General features: G+C 62.9%; 12 protein-coding genes. 3 read left to right on the forward strand and 9 right to left on the reverse strand.

All coding sequences use genetic code 11. The annotated features are described in order from the left end of the window. The first annotated feature begins 68 nt into the window (after window positions 1-68). Complete coding sequence (locus ABIE35_RS01990; RefSeq protein WP_354512198.1) at window positions 69-3,488, forward strand: PAS domain-containing hybrid sensor histidine kinase/response regulator; 3,420 nt, start codon at window positions 69-71, stop codon at window positions 3,486-3,488. Next, complete coding sequence (locus tag ABIE35_RS01995; RefSeq protein WP_354512199.1) at window positions 3,485-4,399, forward strand: GGDEF domain-containing response regulator; 915 nt, start codon at window positions 3,485-3,487, stop codon at window positions 4,397-4,399. The genes ABIE35_RS01990 and ABIE35_RS01995 overlap by 4 nt, the downstream gene beginning before the upstream one ends. Before the next feature lie 19 nt (window positions 4,400-4,418). On the opposite strand, the gene ABIE35_RS02000 is transcribed toward ABIE35_RS01995, so the two are convergent. The 8 genes from ABIE35_RS02000 to ABIE35_RS02035 form a co-directional block, all read right to left on the reverse strand. Next, window positions 4,419-5,681 carry a right-handed parallel beta-helix repeat-containing protein gene (locus ABIE35_RS02000; RefSeq protein ID WP_354512200.1) on the reverse strand — a complete coding sequence of 421 codons (1,263 nt, stop codon included), beginning with the start codon at window positions 5,679-5,681 and terminating at the stop codon, window positions 4,419-4,421. A gap of 158 nt (window positions 5,682-5,839) precedes the next feature. Further along, on the reverse strand, window positions 5,840-7,156 hold the full coding sequence (locus ABIE35_RS02005; RefSeq protein ID WP_354512201.1) for a hypothetical protein: 1,317 nt from the start codon (window positions 7,154-7,156) through the stop codon (window positions 5,840-5,842). Window positions 7,157-7,161: 5 nt separating this feature from the next. Beyond that, a complete protein-coding gene (locus ABIE35_RS02010; RefSeq protein ID WP_354512202.1) occupies window positions 7,162-8,745 on the reverse strand; it encodes an ArnT family glycosyltransferase in 1,584 nt (527 codons plus the stop codon). Beyond that, window positions 8,742-9,521, reverse strand: coding sequence for a PIG-L deacetylase family protein (locus ABIE35_RS02015; RefSeq protein WP_354512203.1), 780 nt, complete (start codon window positions 9,519-9,521; stop codon window positions 8,742-8,744). The genes ABIE35_RS02010 and ABIE35_RS02015 overlap by 4 nt, the downstream gene beginning before the upstream one ends. Before the next feature lie 30 nt (window positions 9,522-9,551). Continuing rightward, complete coding sequence (locus ABIE35_RS02020; RefSeq protein WP_354512204.1) at window positions 9,552-10,697, reverse strand: glycosyltransferase family 4 protein; 1,146 nt, start codon at window positions 10,695-10,697, stop codon at window positions 9,552-9,554. Beyond that, complete coding sequence (locus tag ABIE35_RS02025) at window positions 10,694-12,259, reverse strand: lipopolysaccharide biosynthesis protein (protein WP_354512205.1); 1,566 nt, start codon at window positions 12,257-12,259, stop codon at window positions 10,694-10,696. Before ABIE35_RS02025 ends, ABIE35_RS02020 begins: the two co-directional genes overlap by 4 nt. A 46-nt stretch (window positions 12,260-12,305) precedes the next feature. Beyond that, entirely contained in the window at window positions 12,306-13,748 is a 1,443-nt protein-coding gene (locus ABIE35_RS02030) for a glycosyltransferase family 4 protein (protein ID WP_354512206.1), read from the reverse strand. Further along, window positions 13,745-14,542, reverse strand: a complete 798-nt coding sequence (locus ABIE35_RS02035) for a glycosyltransferase (RefSeq protein ID WP_354512207.1) — start codon at window positions 14,540-14,542, stop codon at window positions 13,745-13,747. The genes ABIE35_RS02030 and ABIE35_RS02035 overlap by 4 nt, the downstream gene beginning before the upstream one ends. Window positions 14,543-14,734: 192 nt before the next feature. Between ABIE35_RS02035 and ABIE35_RS02040 the strand changes: the two genes are divergently transcribed. Continuing rightward, complete coding sequence (locus ABIE35_RS02040) at window positions 14,735-16,954, forward strand: S9 family peptidase (RefSeq protein ID WP_354512208.1); 2,220 nt, start codon at window positions 14,735-14,737, stop codon at window positions 16,952-16,954. Window positions 16,955-17,017: 63 nt separating this feature from the next. On the opposite strand, the gene ABIE35_RS02045 is transcribed toward ABIE35_RS02040, so the two are convergent. Continuing rightward, on the reverse strand, window positions 17,018-17,827 hold the full coding sequence (locus ABIE35_RS02045) for a class I SAM-dependent methyltransferase (RefSeq protein WP_354512209.1): 810 nt from the start codon (window positions 17,825-17,827) through the stop codon (window positions 17,018-17,020). Window positions 17,828-17,842: the final 15 nt, after the last annotated feature.

The following is a 17,842-nucleotide window of genomic DNA, read 5'->3' on the forward strand; positions in this document are numbered from 1 at the left end:
TCGCTTTTGGTGGGGCCACTTTCGAAGGCAGGGGTTCAGTGGCAGGAGTGAAGCACGGGGTTCTTCCGATGCGTTCGTCGGCTCGGCATGGCTGGCGCTCGATTTTGGTGCCTATTGCGTTCTGTTTAGTGCTGCTGGCCGTCGGCTTGGTAAGCGGAACAGGAACGACGACGGCGCAACTCGCGGGTGACCTGGCGATCCTTCTGGCCGTACTCACCGCCTTGACCACCCACACGATCGCGGCCCGGCGAGGACAAGACAAGTCCACGGGCCGCTGGTTCATAGTGGCGGGCCTGGCCATCTGGAGCGCCGGGCAAATTGTGTGGACCTTCAACGGCATCACTCTGAACCACCAATACCCCTTCCCGTCCTTCGCGGACATTGGCTTTGTTTGGTACGCATTGCCCACCTCCATTGGCCTGATCCTGCTGCTGAGGGGCCAAGGGCTGCGTCTTCCTCTGCGCCGCACCGTCCTGGACGCCGGAGTAGTTGCGAGCTCCACGTTCTTCATAGCGTGGAGCTCACTTTTGGGTCCCTTGGCCGGGGCCACGAACCAGGACGCGTTTGCCCGGATCACGCAGATGGCCTATCCCATCGCAGACGTCTTCATGGTCTCGGTGGTCATTGTGCTGACCATGCGCGCGGCCCGCGGACGCAGATTGCCTTGGCTGAGCATGGGCCTTGGCTTCTGGATCCTCGCCATTACAGACCTGACGTATATGAGCTTCACGATCCAAGGCATCAGCGGAGTCACGGGATCACCTTTGGCGTTCGGATGGGTTCTCGCCTTCCTGCTGGTGGGACTCAGCCCTTTGCTTCCGGAAGCAGACAGTACGCGCAAAGACGGCAGGGCCTATGCCGCGGCCCTCGAACTGCTCCCCTATCTGCCCGTCTTCAGTGCAGTGTTCTTCTCCCGCAGCCGCCCTATTGGGACGGATCCCGTCCTGCTGGTCACCGGGTTGGTGGTGGTGGTCTTCGTGATTGTGCGGCAGGTGCTGATCGTCGTCGAAAATGTGACGCTGACCCGGGACCTTGAATCGAAGGTGGCCGAACGGACTGCCCAACTTGAGGGGCTGGGTGCAATCGTCAACTCCTCCGGCGATGCCATCATCGGTGAAACACCCGATGGCGTCATCACCAGCTGGAACCCCGGGGCGGAGCGTATCTTCGGGTACCCGGCGTCGGAAGCCATCGGCAGGAAGGGCGATTTCTTTGTCCCGGCCCACCTGCTGGAGAAAGAACGGCAAGCTTTGGAATCCACCGCCCGGAGCGGTGAAGTGCAGAACTATGAGACGGAACGCAAACGCGGCGACGGCGCCACCATCCCCGTCTCGGTAACCCTGTCCCCCGTCCGCGGCGAGGGCGGCATCAGCGGAGTCGCCACCATCTCCCGCGACATCACCGAGCGCAGGGCTGCCGAAGTCGAGCTTCTTGCAGCACGTGAGGCGGCGCTGGAAGCGAGCAGGCTCAAGTCCGAGTTCCTGGCCACCATGAGCCACGAGATCCGCACTCCCCTCAACGCGGTGATCGGGCTGACCTCGCTCATGATGGACACGCCGCTCAGCGAGGGCCAGAGGCAATACGCACAGGGCGTTAAAGGCGCCGGCGAGGTTTTGCTGACCCTGATCAACGACATCTTGGACTTCTCCAAACTGGAGGCCGGGAAAGTGGACCTGGACGTCACCTCCTTCGACCCCCGGTCTTTGGTGGACGAGGTGGCCGGGTTGGTTGCGGAGGCGGCCCAGGGCAAAAATCTGGAACTCATCTCCTACTGCCACCCCGACGTACCGGCACGCCTTATGGGCGACGCCGGACGCATCCGGCAGATCCTGTTGAACCTGTCCTCCAACGCCGTCAAGTTCACCCCCGCCGGCGAAGTCGAGATCCAGATCTCCATGGTCAGCCGGGATGCAGACAACGCCTCACTGCGGTTCGAAGTCAGGGATACCGGCATTGGAATCAGCGCCGAGGACCATCACCGCTTGTTCGAGTCTTTCGCCCAAGCCGACGCTTCCACCACCCGCCGGTACGGAGGCACGGGGCTGGGCTTGGCCATCTCCCGGCGCCTCACCGAAGTCATGGACGGGAGCATCGGACTGGAAAGCGAGCCGGGAACAGGCAGCAAATTCTGGTTTGTCCTGGACCTTCCCATTGGCCCGGACGCTTCCGACACAGGGACCCTGCCGGCTACGCTCGCCGGCCGCAGGGTCCTGGTGGTCGATGACAACGCAACCAACCGCCTTGTGCTGGAAAAGCAATTGGCGAGTTGGGGCATGCTGCCGGTGGCTGTCGCCGACGCCGCCTCCGCCATGGACGAGTACCGCACAGCCGTGCTAACACAACACCCCTATGACATCGCCGTGGTGGATATGTGCATGCCCGATACCGACGGGTTGGAACTGGCACGCCAGATCAAGGGCGAGAGTCACGTCTCCGGGTCGCCTGGCATCATCCTGCTGACGTCCACCATGCAGGTGGAAAGGGTGGATCTTGTCAGCGCGGGAATCCGGGAATACCTCACCAAACCCGTGCGAAGCTCAGAGTTCTACAACCGCCTCCTGCGCCTGATGGCCACCCGGACCGTGGGATCACCTGCGCAGCCCGTGCAGTTGGATGCAACTGCGCTGGCCGAACCGATGCCACGGCTGGGCAAACTCCTGGTGGCCGAGGACAACGAGGTGAACCAGTTGGTAGCCCGCGGGATGGCCAACAGGCTGGGTTACGACGTTGACATCGTGGACGACGGCGCCAAAGCAGTGACCGCAGCCCTGTCCGGAAGGTACGCGGCCGTACTCATGGACTGCCACATGCCCGTGATGGACGGCTTCGACGCCACCCGGGCCATCCGCGCCCGGAACGGTCACGCAGCCCGCATTCCCATCATCGCCATGACCGCGGGGGCACTGGACGAGGACCGCGAGCGCTGCTTCGCCGCCGGCATGGACGACTACCTCAGCAAACCCGTGGACCTCGCCAAGCTCGCCGCTGTACTGACGCGCTGGGTTCCGGAACAAGAGCAAACGTCGACGGCGGTGGGCGGGACCGCGTCCGAGGCTGCGGTGGGCGTCACGGAGGTGCCGGCGGGCGTCGAACGCATGCCGGCGGCAGCATCGGCGTCGAACGCTGTTGTCTTGGACCACGCCAGGCTTCAGATCCTCCGCGAGCTTGGGCCAGCGGACGGCCTGGGCCTCTTGCCCGACGCTATCCGGGCTTTCCGGCAGGACGCCCAAACCACCCTGGAAGCACTGCGCACCGCGCTGGGCGCGGGGAGTGCCGCTGCCGTGGAAGCGGCCGCGCACAAACTCGCCGGCGCGGCCTCCAACATCGGAGCAGCCGGCGCCGCTGTCCTGTGCAAGGAGCTGGAGCGGCTCGGCCGCGAGGCGGGACCGAACCTGGGTTCAATAGGCATGCCGGTGCTCACGCAATTGCAGGCAGAACTCGAGCAGGTGGACGTTGCCCTCGAACGCACTCTCCAAGGAGCTTCATGAAAGTCCTGATCGCCGACGACGACCAAATCTCCCGGATGATCACCAAGGCCGCCGTCGAGCAGTCCGGCCATGAGTGCATCGTGGCGGAGGACGGCGACTCGGCCTGGCAGCTTTACCAGGAGCACAGCCCCGAAGCCGTAGTCACGGACCTCATGATGCCCGGCCTCAACGGGCTGGACCTCTGCCGCGCCATCCGTGCGTCCGAGGAGGACAGCTACACGTACATCATCCTGGTGACCTCGCACGGTTCCCGAAAGGATGTGCTGGCAGGCATGGAGGCCGGTGCGGACGACTACGTCACCAAGCCCTTGGACCCCTTCAGCCTTCACATCAGGCTCCTGGCTGCCCAGCGGATCACTTCCTTGCACGCAGACCTTGCCCGCTACCGATCGGCACTGACCGAGCAGGCGCGCACTGACCCTCTCACCAAGTTGCACAACCGCCTGAAACTCACCGAGGACCTTGGCTTGCTGCGCAGCCTCGAGAATCACGATTACTGCCTTGCCATGGTGGACGTGGACAACTTCAAGAGCTACAACGACATCTACGGGCACCAGGCCGGTGATGCCGCGCTGGTGGCGATCGCAACAACCCTTGCCCGCGAAGTCAGGAAAGCCGACGCCGTCTACCGCTTTGGTGGCGAAGAGTTCCTCCTGGTCCTTCAAGACCAGTCCCCTGCCACCGCCACCTCCGTCATGGAACGTGTCCGGTCCGCGGTCCATGGCCTGCGGATCGAGCACTCCGGAGATCCGGACGGTGTCCTGACCATCAGCGCCGGAGTCTCGGCCTTCACGGACGGGCACCGGGCAGGCAGCGAGCAACTCCTGCGTGAAGCCGATCTTGCCCTCTACGCGGCGAAGGCCTCCGGCCGAAACCGGGTGAACCTGGCGAGCGCGCTCCGCATGGAATGAACAGGATCAGTGGCTCGCATCAGCACAACGCAGTGTAGGTATTCCGGGCGTTGATGTTCCCTGTACCTGGAGGAAGACGATAGTCCCCGGAGTTGCACGCGGTGTTGTCCGTCATCGTCACGTACGTCACCGGCCTTTCGAAGTCAACGGCACCGCCCGTTGTCTTGATGTCGTTATTCATAAAGGTGTTGCCCACAATTTGTATGTGGTGGATTTGCTTCGTGCCGTCATAGTATGCGTCGTGTAACCCACGCGGAGAGCCCCAGACGGTATTACCCGTGAGGTTGATGTTATAGATGACACCGGATCCTCCAGCGAGGTCGATCCCAGCACCATGCCGGCCGCCACGCACATTGTTGTTGGCGATCCGGATGTCGTGAACGTCTTCGTCGCCAAATGTGTGGACAGCTATACCGTCGTCACCATCCGTGCCTTTGCGCTGATCCACGATGTTACCCACGATGTCACCGTCACTGGTGTTCATCGCGTGGATGCCGTCCAGCTCCACGTACTTACCGTTGGTGGCTGACTGGGTGCTGCTGTCCCTGACACACCACCCGGAACCGCCAACAAAGGCGATCGAGTAGGTGAACGGGTTCTTGGTATGGACGTCTTGGACGAGTGAGTTCATGGACTCGCGGACATCAATCACGTACTCATTGAGGCGTCCCGCCACATTGCCGTTCAAGGTGTCCCCGGACTGGTCTGCTGTGAAGTGCGACAGCGTTGTATTGTCTGCACCCGCCGTAGTCACCAGGGGATATCCGCCAGCAGGTCCGGTGTTGTTCGTGAACGAAGGGCCGGCCTTGAGGATTGTGCCCGGCCCCTGACCTTCAAGCGTGACGTTGTTCTGCATCTGCAGTTTTCCATTGATGATGTAGGTTCCCGTTGAGAGTTTCACCACTCCTCCGCCGGCAATACCGGCCGCATTGATTCTGCCCTGGATGCTTGCGGTGTCATCAACGGAGTCGTTGGGGGTGGCGGTGACTGCGTAGATGCTGGTGGCGCTACTTCCTGTGGCGCCGCTCAGGACACAGGCAGAGGACGTCACGGCTAGGGGCAGCAAACCTTGGAGGGGGATCGCGGCTGCTGCCGGGGCGGCGAGAGGTGCCATCCACGTCAGTACCAAGAGCATGGGACCGAGGGCCGACAGGAATCGAGGTAGACGCTGTTTCCACCAATCCTCACGGCGCAATGGCCGGGCAACCGTGAAGGAAGTGCCGCCCTCTGCACCGCTGGGTGACAGGGGCATGGGTACGGCGGCATTTTTGCCATTGGTCATGGATGTTCTCCTCATCGAACCTTGTCAGCAAGGCGACAACGCTATGTACGCAATTCCCGCGTCCACCCTGTGGTCGGCAGCGGGGTCCGCGGCCGACTCATCTAATAAGTGAGCGCAGCTCGCCGAACATGACGCCGGCCCGAGGACTGCCGCCAGAATCAGTGGCTCTGCTGGATGACCTCTTTGTAGTCATCCAGGGTGACCCCACCTTCGCCGTCGTCGAACAAATTCTCTTCAAAGCCGAACAGGAACATGGTCATTCCACAGTCCACGGCGTAGCCGGGAGCGTTCCGCAGTTGTTCGGCAAGACTGTCCGACAATAAGGAACCGCCCGTAAACGGGAAGTCCGGCGGACCGGGGTTCTCCCCCACCAAGCCGAGTCCCGCGCGTCGGGCCAAGGCGCTCGTATACCGCTGCGAGGACCACGATGAGACGTCTTCCTTGACCGCCGTCTCTTCGTCGCCGGGGCTGCACAGATCCTGGCGCGGAACGGTGGAACGGGCCGTGGCTGCCGACACGTCATCCAGCCCGGTGAAGTCCACGTCCACGCCGGGAACCATCGACAAGACGGCGAACTGTGCCAGGTAATCCAGGCCGCGCTCCTGGGCACCATCAGGGTTCGCCCGCCCATCCAGATGCCCGGCAACAGCCTTTGCTTTGTCAGCAGGCAGGACGCCGCGGCCTGCGACAGGAACGTGGACCCGTCCCTGATAACCCAGACTACGCAACGCCTTGACCTGCCACACCACTGCTTCCACAGCCGATCCGGCGTACCAGTCCCACCATTCATGGACCTGTTGGCCAGTCACAGCCAGGCCATTCCATACAGCCGAGCCAGGCACCCATCCCGGCATCGGGGAGAGTGCCACCCCTTCGGCTAAACCCTTGCCCTTTTGTGGGGCGTCGCCGAACGCCCAAAACTCGCGCTCGTTGCCACCGTCGTCTGGCCCCGGATACCCCAGTTCCCCGCTGGAGTTTGTCCCGACCCTTATTGCTGCAATGTTCTCCATTCCGCGGTCCAGCCCTAATCGCAAGACAAGGCGCGCCAAGTACCTGTGGGCGGCTTTTCTCACCTCGGAGCTGAAGATCAGCTCGGCACCGCTACCCCGTGGCACGCCTCCCTTGCTTCCCCTCAACTCACCACCAGGCAGTCCTCGTACCCATGCGGGCGGGTAGTGCAGACCGGGGGACAAAATCACCTTGATGCGCGCCTGACGGCACTGCTCCAGCTGTGCCACGACGGCGGCAACATACTGGCCGTCCACCCTTCCCTGGCGAGGCTCGAAACGGTCCCAAGCCACAGGCAGTTCCACGATCGAAACCCCGGCCTGGCGAAGCGCCGCGAGGCGTTGAGGTTCACAGGTTGCGCCTAAAACTCCAAATGCCAAAGGCTCCGGTACTGCACGCTGGGAGCCAGCGCTGCATCCGGCGGTCATGGCAGCCATCACGATCGACAGCACCAGCGAAAGGGCCACGCGCTTCACCTGTACCCACCTGATACAGGCGGCAGTACCAGTCCGCCTGAAACGGCCGCCTCCAGCTTGGTTCGATCCAATCGCCACACCACGGTCTCACCCGACGTTGGTCCACTAAAGGTAAAGACGGGCCGGGCATTGTTCTGCAGCCAGTCCAAAAAGCCAGGAGAAGCAAAACCGTACCCTTGGCTTAGCTGCCTGCCTTGGGTCAGAACGTATTGGGCGTCCCCGTCCCTCAAGGATTCCAACGAGGGCAGGACCTCCCAATTCTCATGCGGAAGCAAGGCGAATTCACCCGTCACGGACGTCAAGCCCACTCTTGCCGACGCGGGCAGCTCGGCAACCATCCAATTCCTGGCTTGGATGAGCCCGTCATCCACCACGGAGCGTGCTTGAACCCCCAGAAAAAGACTGAGGGCAGTTATGAGTGCCGTCGCAACAACCACAAACCGTCCAAGCCGGGGCCGCCACGTCACCACCATCACTGCAGCCACGGGTAGTGAGACCACGCCTGCAAGGACCACGCAGTAACCAAATTGTTCTTCTGCAGCACCAAAGAAGACCGAATAGACCCCCACCAAACCTGTGAATATCGAGAACAAACCTATAACGCGGCGATTGGCCGCAGGCGATGTAGCAGCAACGGCGCCGGCCAGTACGGAAAGTCCCAGGAGCATGTAGCTGGTGCCGAACCGTCCCACCAGGTCCACGAGGCGTTCTGCGAGGCTTACCTCGGAAACCGAATTGAAACCGGTCATCTGAACGGCACCCACCATCCTCAGAATGCCTAACGATTTTTGGTCGACGAACTGTGGAAGAAGTCCCATGGCGGTCAACAAACCCAGGTACACCGCATAGGGAACCAAGGCTGCGGCGAGAATCCGCCAGGCAGTGAACGGCGGTATGGTTCTGCGCCAGAACACGCCGGCGACGAGCGGAACCACGGTGAACACGGCCGTCATGTCCTTCATGACGATGGCCAGCCCGAACACCAGGCCAGCGCTGATTTCCAGCCACGGACGTGCCCGTCCTTTCCGGCAGTCAAGCACCACGAGGACCAGAAGCCAGCCCGTCAGAACGGCCAAACCTGCCGGCGTCTCCATCATCAAACGGCCATCCATGCGGAGGACAAAAGGATCGCTTGCCAGGACCACCCCTGCCACCGCGGCAGCTCCGATGCCCACCAGGCGGCGAACCACCAGGAAGCACACCACCACCGTCACTGCCCCCAGGATGCAGTTGACCCACCGCAATTGCAGCGCCAAATCCATCGAACTCCCTTGAAGGCCCAAGCCACGGATGACCAGGGCGTTGAGGGCGTAGGTGCCCGGAGGATGCAGGAAAAAGGGTGTGTCCAGAATTGTTGGCATCTGCCCGTCTGCCATCTGTTGGGCCAAATCTGCGTACGTCACTTCGTCGATGAAGACATCGTTTGCCCGTTGGACTCCGAATACCCGAAATACCAGAGCCAGCACTCCCACAAGCGCTGCGACCCAGAGCGGGTGCTGGATTACCTGACGCCGCTTCCCGGCAGACCGTCGTGCTGTGAACTTCAGCGCTGCCGGTTCAGCGCGGTGAAGCGAAGTCATCGCACGCCTGACGGCTCTGCGGGCACAAAGTACGTTTCCGGAATCAGAGGGATCTCCCCTGCAGGAAACAAGGCGTCGGCCTGCGTGGCATACTGTCTGATGCGGCCGGGCTTAGTATCCAGGCCCATGTCCCATGACCACCGCACAAATCCTCTGTTGGACAGGTACGCTTCATCCGGTCCGGCCAACAGGTCGTAGGGAAAGTCCGAGTACATCACGAGATTTGCCGGGTGGTCCCTGCCAAGGTCGCGGGTAATCAGATGGTCAACATGCCGGCCCACTCCCGCGGGGCAAAAGAGCAGCTCCGCCCCGGTCAGCTCCAAGAGCCCGGCGACCCGTGCGCTGAGCAGACGTATCATCTCCCGGTCTCCCTGGGAGATTCTGCCCAAGGCGATGTCGAACCGGTAGGTGGGGTATCTGTGCGTCAGTTCCGGAAGAAGCCTGTCCCAGGCACTGCTTCCCAACCTGGGTGGCTTGCTCCGGCGTCGAAACAGCGCGTCCACTTCCCCTAGATGCAGGGACTGGACTCCCATGTCTTCCAGCACGGCCCGGTCCTCCGACCTCCTGGCCTCGAAGAGTTCCCCGGCATCCGGGACCGTGCACTGACGCAGGAACGACCCTGCCGCGCGGGTGTGCGGAGCGGGAGATGACTCAGTGAAAAGAGTCGCAACGATGATCTGACGCCCCTGGGCCTGCGATTCGATGAGGGCCCCGCAGGACAACACAGCATCGTCCAGATGGGGTGACAAGAACAGCCATGGGGCGTCTCCGGCCATGGAACGATCAACTCTGGACTGGAACGGCATTCAGGCCCTTTCTGCACGGCGGAGTTGCTCCTGCCGGGGTTGGGAGGTGTTCAGTTCACCCAGTGCGGTGACGTAGGCCTGAGCCTGCAGGTCTGCGAGTGCATCCCAGTTGTAGCCGGCGGCAAACCGGCGTCCTTCCACAGCCACCTGCTCCAGCCCTGGCTGGGAATAGCGAGTGGCAATCTGATGGGCGAAAGCAGTGACGTCAAAGGGGGTGACAAGCCATCCGGTCCCGGCGGGGAGGATCTCTCTGAGGCATGGGATGTCGAAAGCAATCACTGGCGTACCAGCAGCCAAGGCATCAATGGCCACCAAGCCGAACGTCTCGTGCCGGGAAGGCACCACCACCAGACGGGCCTCGCTGATGGTCTTGTACTTCCTTTCCCCGGACAACCATCCCAGCAGGAGAACACGTTCGGACAGGCCGGCTTCCTGGACGGCTGCACGCAACCTGTCTTCGTCCGGACCGGTGCCGGCAATCAGCAGATTTCCCTCAACCCTGCTGCACGCTTGGGACCAAGCCTGCAGGAGGAGGTCAAGCCCCTTATGCCCGTACTCCAGACGACCGATGAAGAGGACATCCTTCCCATGGCGCGGCGGGTTGCTCCACACACAGGGGTCCACACCGTTGCCGATCACGTCCACATGAACGTTTGGATTCAGTTTCTTCAACCGTTCGGCTATGCCCTGCGAAACAGCGATGAGTCTTCGGTGCTTCCGTACCCCCAGCCGCTCCATCCAATGCAGCGGCAACTTGTACTGCCGGGCCTTGTCCCTGGCATGGAGCCACTGGACAACCCCAATGGTGGGGCGTTGGGACCATAGCGGGGCTGCCATGGTGGAAAACGGGGCGAAGAAATCTTCCACCACCAAGTCAACCGATGATCGGCGCCGGCTCACTTCGAACGGCAGTCGTGCCACGTATGCCACCAACCGGGTCAGCCGATTGCGGCCGGATCCATACCCGATCGGCACGTAGCGCACGCCGTCCTCCACACGTTCCGTCCAGCCCGGATACCGGGTGGTGAGCACCGTGATGTGATAACCCTTGCCTGCAAGCCGACGGTTGATTTCGTGCGTCCGCACGGATCCCCCGCCGGCCCCCGGCATGCGCGGATCTTCGAATCCCAAATGCAAAACTCTCATAGCTGTCTTTCCATCCTTCGGGCGTTGGGAGGCCATGGACTGTGGTCGCCGTGACTATGGCGGTCACCTCCGCGCTTGAAACCCCGACGGCGGCTGCCACCAGCACGGGTGCCAGCCGACCGCCCGCCAACGTTCCGTCGTCGTCGAATTTTGAAGTCGTTCCCGTGTGGCAGCAGCCCCCGTTGATGAGCGAGAACCAAGAGGCCGCTGACGGTAGCCAAGGCCAGCCACGCAAGGGGCTGAAGGTGGGCGGCCACTGCCAGTGCCACTATCAGGGCGATGGCCAGGACCAGGAACGGGCTGGCTCCCCTGCCTGGGTGTGCTGCTAACAGGACGGGACGCGCCAGCAGCGCCAGAACCACGCCCGCTGTCAGGGCGCCCACAGCGGAGCCCACGGCCATGCCGGTGACGGCGTTCACCTGCCAGCCAACCCAGAGCCCACCCACCACCAGGAGGCACGCGCAGGCCAGGCCGATCTGGCATCGGCGGTAGGCCCGCAGAGCTAGCAGAACCGTGGACAGGACCATGAGGACCGCATAGCCCAGGCCGGACGCTGCCAACCACGGCAGGAGCCCCAAGGAACCGTGGTACTTCTGCGGCACAATGAATCCGGCCATCAGTGGTGGAGCTGTGGCGATGATGGCGAAAGCCACCACGGCAAGTTGACCGAACGACGCGAAGGCAGCACCAAGAACCCGGCCCGCGTTGGCACCGGGAGTGCGCAGCAAGGGGAAGGCCACCAACGCGACACCGGCCGCCACGTAGACAGGCCCTTTCGCGATAGTGGCAAGCGCCTGGAAACCTGCTGCGGCGGCCGATCCGCCGTCAAGGAAACCGACCACCACGACGTCGATGCCCACCAGCACGGAGACAACGCCGAGAACGGAGGCGATGTCACTGGTCTCGGCCCATCTCCACTTCTCCAGCACAACCCGCGGACGCCACCGCAAGTCCCGGTAGAAGGACCACGGCACCATTAACGGCGCCAGGCACCCCACGACGAAACCTAGGACCGCTCCCCCGGCACCCCATGCCATGGCGATCACCACCACGCTGAAGATAAGCCTCAGGAGAACCTCGCCCACAGTGGACAGCGCATACCAGGTGAAACGGAGCTCACCCTGCAACCAGCCTGCGGGTGCATTCGCCACGAAGATGACAAAGGCCGCCAACGCCACCACTACGGCCAGGACGGGGTCGGCGAGCGCAAGCGTCACACTGCCGGAGATTGCTGCTGCGGCTGCCCCAGCCAAGCAGGATACGAAGACTGAGAAGGCCACGCCTTTACGCCGTTCCTCGGAGCCTGCCGGGTGGACGGCAACAACGTGCGACAAGGGAAGCGGGACCAAGGCATTGGCCACGATCCCCACCACCCCCAGGATCATCGCCGCGGCGGCGAACTTCGTGTACTCCGCGGTGTCGAGCATGGTGGCCATGAGAAGCGTGCAGGCGTAGCTCATCACGCCTACAAACCCTGCGGACACGGCAAGGAAGCCGCTGTTTGAGGCAATGCCTGGGTCCTTTTCCGAGGCCCTGATGTGTGACCGGGGTCTTTCCTGCACAGCAAGAGTCATTGTTTTCTGGGATGAATCCATGGATGAACGTCCGCTACTGGCCATCAAGGGCGTCGGCGGGAGCGAAGGCGCTCCCTGGGCCGGCCAGCAAAGCAGTGCGTCCGGCGGAACGGAGTTCCGCAGACATCACGCCGATCTTCTGCATTGCCGCGAAGGCCTCGAACTCGTCACGGCCCTTCATCAGCACCGCGACATGTCCATCATCCGCAACTGCAACTTCATCCGTCCGGTGCAGGATGGACTGAAGATCGGCATCTTCAGGCAACACGAACCGGGCCATGGTGGAAAGGTCCGAGTGGCACCAACCTGCATCCGCGCCGTCGCGCCGTATCTTCTCCTCCTCCAAAACTGCGCCTGTGAGCAGTCTGGTGCTGCGGTCCCAGGTGAAGCAGCGGGCCCATTCCCGGCACTCGGCTGAGACCAACGCTTCCGAGTCCGGCTCACTCAAGGCGGTGAGGGCTTCAACCATGGCGGCGCCAAATTCCTGGGGAGTATCCACCAGCCAACCGGTTCTGCCTTCCACTACGGAGTCCCGTATGCCTGGAACACGCAGGGCCAAGCAGGGAACGCCCCACGCGGCGGCTTCGATCACCGAGCAGCCCCAACCTTCTGACGCCGAGGTGGAGGCAGTCAGCCAAGCCCGGCTCAACAACCTGTCACGGACCTCATTGGGCTGGTAGCCATGGAACGTTACTTCGTGGTCCAGGCCAAGGTCCATGGCCAACTGCTGCAACCGGGCCCGTTCCGGGCCGTCCCCCACAATGTCCATCCGCAACTTTGGAATGCTCCGCACTGCCACGGCGAACTGGCCCATCAGCAGGTCCAGCCTCTTGTGCGGCACCAAGCGGCTGACGACGGCGATGGTCGGGTGGGGTGCACGGGCGGCAACTTCGTCCGGAATGTCGATGGTTCCGTTCGGCACCACGTGGACAGGACCCGAAAAGCCGAGTTTCCTCAGTTCCAACCGGGTAGAGGGTGAAACCGCCACGATGGATCGCTGGCCGTACACCGTCTTGGCTCCCGAACTTTCCAGGAACCGGCCCACGGCGGCCAAAGGCGGAGAAAACCTGGTGCGGAACTGCTCCTGGTGGACGTGGTGGATCACCTGGATGATCGGCAGGTCCCGTGGCAGGAACAAGGGCGAAAAGAACGGTATCCCGTTCTGGCAGTCCACCACGGCATCAAATTGCCCGCCGGTCCGCGCAAGCCGGAGCGCGGCATGTCCATAAATGGACAGGGCTCCCCCTCCGCGCAGGATGCGGATGCCATCAATGACATCCTCAGGTGACTGGCCGTCGTCGCGCCCTGTAAACCAGGTGACCTGGACGCCGTTCTGTACCCACCTCTTGGAAATCTCATGCATGTACTGCTCGGCGCCGCCGGCTTGTGAGTGCTGGACGTCACGCCAATTGAGGACCAGCACGTGCTTTCCAGCGAGAAGGGTTGGTGAATTGACGTCTGGAAGGCCGGAGATCATGGTGTTGCCTTTTGAAGTTGGATCACCGAGGCAAAGCTGGCCATCCCGTCCTGGAAGGGGCGGAACGTTGATGCGGCTCCATCAGTCCACGCCACGGGAAGTTCGATGATGCTGGCGTTGTTGTCCTGCAGGCGCAGCAGAAGCTCAACGTCGAAAGCGAAACCAGTGCTGCGGCACTGAACCATGGCGGCTGTGAGGGCATCCCGTTCGAAGAATTTGAAGCCGCACTGAGTGTCCCGTATGCCTTTGACCTTTGACTTGGTCAGTGCGCGGAAGGCCGTGCCGCCCACCCGTCGTCCGAGGTGTTGGGGCCGGACCATGGTTGAGCCGGGTGCATGGCGTGAAGCGATCACCGCCGCGGCACCGTCGGAGAGATGGGCCATGGTCTCGGTGAGGGTTTCCAGCGGTGTGGCGAGGTCGGCGTCGAAGAAGCCCGTAAACCTGGACGTTCCGCTGAGGAGGCCGCGACGTACTGCCGCGCCCTTCCCCTTCCGGGAGCACCCCACCACGGAAATGGGAACGGTGTCCCCCTCTTCCCGGGAGATCCCGCGGACCACTGCGGCGGTCTCGTCAACGCTTCCGTTGTCCACCACAACAATCCGCGAAGACCACGGCTGGTTGGCCAGGAAATCGACGGTCTGTCTCAGGGTGTCGGGGATTCTCGCGGCCTCGTTGTAGGCGGGAATGACCACCTCCAGATCCACGCGGGAGCGGCGCAGCGAGTCTGAATGTCGGCGTGCCTGCAGACTCCCTCTCTTGCCTATGTGCACACTGTGCTGTTGAAGAAGGACCATCTGAACCTCCATAAATCCGGGTACGGCACAAAACGTGCTCGCAATATAAGGAGTGGGGGCACCCCGGAAGTCATGACGCCAATCCAGCCGTAGTGCTCCAAGTCATGGACCACTCTCAATACCGGGAGCGGCGCCGGGCGCTCTGAGCGAAATTGCTGGTTCCTTGTCTGGGCCCGTCTATAGAGTGGCCACATGAGCCACACATCTTCCGTCCCTGCCGCTGCTCCGGAATCAACAGCGGTGCCTCCTGTCGCCAAGCGGGTCCCCACACGCCGTGAACACCACGGCGACGTTTTTGTGGACAACTACGAGTGGCTCAGGGACAAGGAATCCTCTGAGGTGGTGGACCTCCTGAAGGCAGAGAACGCCTACCAGGAAGCCGTCACAGCGCACCAGGAACCGTTGCGGGAAGCCATGTTCCAAGAGATCAAGGGCCGCACCCAGGAAACGGATCTGTCCGTGCCCAGCCGCAAGGACGGCTGGTGGTACTACAGCCGTTCGGTGGAAGGCAAGGAGTACAGCATCCAGTGCCGCGTCCTGGCCCACGACACCGGGGACCCCGTAGCGGACTGGACGCCCCCGTCCGTGGAGCCCGGCGTGGAAATCGACGGCGAACAAATCCTCCTGGACGGCAACATCGAAGCCGAGGGCCAGCCATTCTTCAGCGTCGGGGGTGCCGCGGTGACGGTTGACGGCAACCTTTACGCCTATGCCGTGGACAACTCAGGCGACGAACGGTTCACCCTCAGGATCAAGGACCTGCGCACCGGGAAGCTCCTCCCGGACGTCATTGAAGACATCTTCTACGGAGTGGCCTTCTCGCCCGACGGCACGCGCCTCTTCTACACCGTGGTGGATGATTCCTGGCGCCCCTACCAGGTGAAGGCCCACGTCCTTGGTTCGCCGGTGGCCGAGGACGAGGTTCTCTACCAGGAGGACGACGTCGCCATGTGGCTGGGGTTCGATCTCTCCGCGGACCGCCGCCATCTGGTGCTCAGCATCGGCTGCTCGGAGTTCAGCGAGACGCAACTGCTCCGCTTCGACGACTACGACGCCGGCCTCAGCACTGTGATCTCCCGCGACCACCATATTCTGTACGAGGCTGAGCCCTTCCTCCTGGACGGCAAGGAGACACTCCTCCTGACCCACAACAAGGACGCCATCAACTCGATGGTGAGCCTGGTGGATCCGGCCGAGCTCACCAAGCCGCTGGGAGAGCAGGACTGGCGTACCGTCGTCGAACATTCCGACGACGTCCGGGTCAACGGCGCCGGCGTGACGTCCACGCACCTGGTGCTCTCCGTCCGCAAGGACACCATCGAACGGGTCCAGGTGCTCCCCTTGGCCGGCCTCGGCACCGAGGCCCAGGGTGCACCGGTGGAGCCGGCCTTTGACGAAGAGCTCTACACCGCCGGGGTGGCAGGTTCGGACTACGAGGCTCCCGTCATCCGCATGGGCTACACGTCTTACTTCACTCCGTCGCGCGTCTACGACTTTGTGCTCCCTACCGCCGGACTGCCCGCCGGCCAGTTGCTCCTCCGCAAGGAAAGCCCCGTTCTGGGCGGCTACACGGCGAAGGATTATGTGGCCACCCGCGAATGGGCAACGGCCGACGACGGCACCCGGGTCCCGCTGTCAGTGCTGCGCCACGCGTCGGTACAGCAGGACGGCACGGGCGCAGGGCTGGTGTACGGCTATGGCTCGTACGAGATGAGCATGGATCCGGGCTTCGGCGTGGCCCGCTTGTCCCTCCTGGACCGCGGCATCGTCATGGTGATCGCCCACATCCGGGGCGGTGGCGAATTGGGCCGCCAGTGGTACGAGGACGGCAAGAAGCTCAGCAAGAAAAACACCTTCACGGACTTCATCGCGGCCACGGATTGGCTGGCTGGATCGGGGTGGGTCGACCCGTCCCGCATCGCGGCGATGGGTGGATCTGCGGGAGGCTTGCTCATGGGAGCAGTCGCGAACATGGCCCCGGAAAAATACGCTGCCGTGGTGGCCCAGGTGCCGTTCGTGGATGCTTTGACCACCATCCTGGATCCCGAGCTTCCGCTGTCCGCCCTGGAATGGGAGGAATGGGGCAACCCCATCACGGACCCCGAAGCCTACGCCTACATGAAGTCCTACACTCCGTACGAGAATGTAGGGGCCGTAGCCTACCCCAAGATCGCTGCGGTGACATCCTTCAATGACACCCGAGTGCTGTATGTGGAGCCTGCCAAATGGGTTCAGGCGCTGCGCTCCGTGTCCACCGGTTCGGAGCCGATCGTCATGAAGATCGAGATGGACGGCGGACACGGCGGAGCCTCGGGCCGGTACGTCCAGTGGCGTGAGCGGGCCTGGGACTACGCGTTCGTCGCCGACTCCCTTGGAGCCACCGAACTCCTGCCGGGAGCCGGCCTGAAGTAGGAGTTTTTGTACAGCAGATGCCCTCATGAAGGCCTTTTGAGGGCATCTGCTGTACAAAAACTCTCAGCGCTGGCGGGCCCGGAGGAGTGCGAAGTATCCAGGGATCAGGTCCGGGGTGGACGGGTTGCTCAGCGGGCGCGTCTCGATGCTCGCCGAGCCTTCCTCCACAAGGTTCCAATCCGACGCCGCGAAGGCCTTGGCCCGCTGTGCCGCCCCGAACCGGCCGGGCATCGGCAGCCCGCGGATGGCCCACTCCAACGGGGCGGGGATGGAGTTGCGGGTGGCGCCCAGATGGCTGACGTAGTCCACTGGTGTGCCCGGAAAGTTGGTTTCAGCCAGGAACACGCCGCCGCGGGTCCCGACGACGGGCAGCAGGTTGGCAGCCAACGCGGCGCGGCCGCTTCGGTCCAGGACGTGCAGGACACCGCGGATGAAGATGTTTGCGTCCCCCGTCCAGCCCGCCGCTTCGAGGGCCGTAGCGACGGTCTCCGCAGCGTCCGGTGCCGTCATGTCGCAGACCACGTATGACGCCGTCGTGATTCCTGCTGACTCCTGCCGTGCCCGCTCAACCGCGTTTGCAGAGTAGTCCAACCCCAATGCGTGCGGGAAGTGTTGCGCCAGCAAGCGCGTGAAACTGCCGTTGCCGCATCCGACGTCCACCACGGGCAAGGAAGGGTCCAACTGAGCCATTTGGGGGAGATAGCCGTTGAGTTCATGGTCACTGCCCGAGTCCCACAGGACGTCGCCAGTGGCACCCGTCGAGCGGATATCGCCCCAGAACCGGTCCCAGGCAGTGCGGGGATCCTTGGGCGCAGCGGAAGAGAGCCTGATGAGGCGGGGAATCAGCAGGTACTTCCTCAAAGCGGAGAACATTCTCCAAATATAGGT

Source organism: Paenarthrobacter sp. 4246 (assembly GCF_040546855.1).
GTDB lineage: Bacteria > Actinomycetota > Actinomycetes > Actinomycetales > Micrococcaceae > Arthrobacter.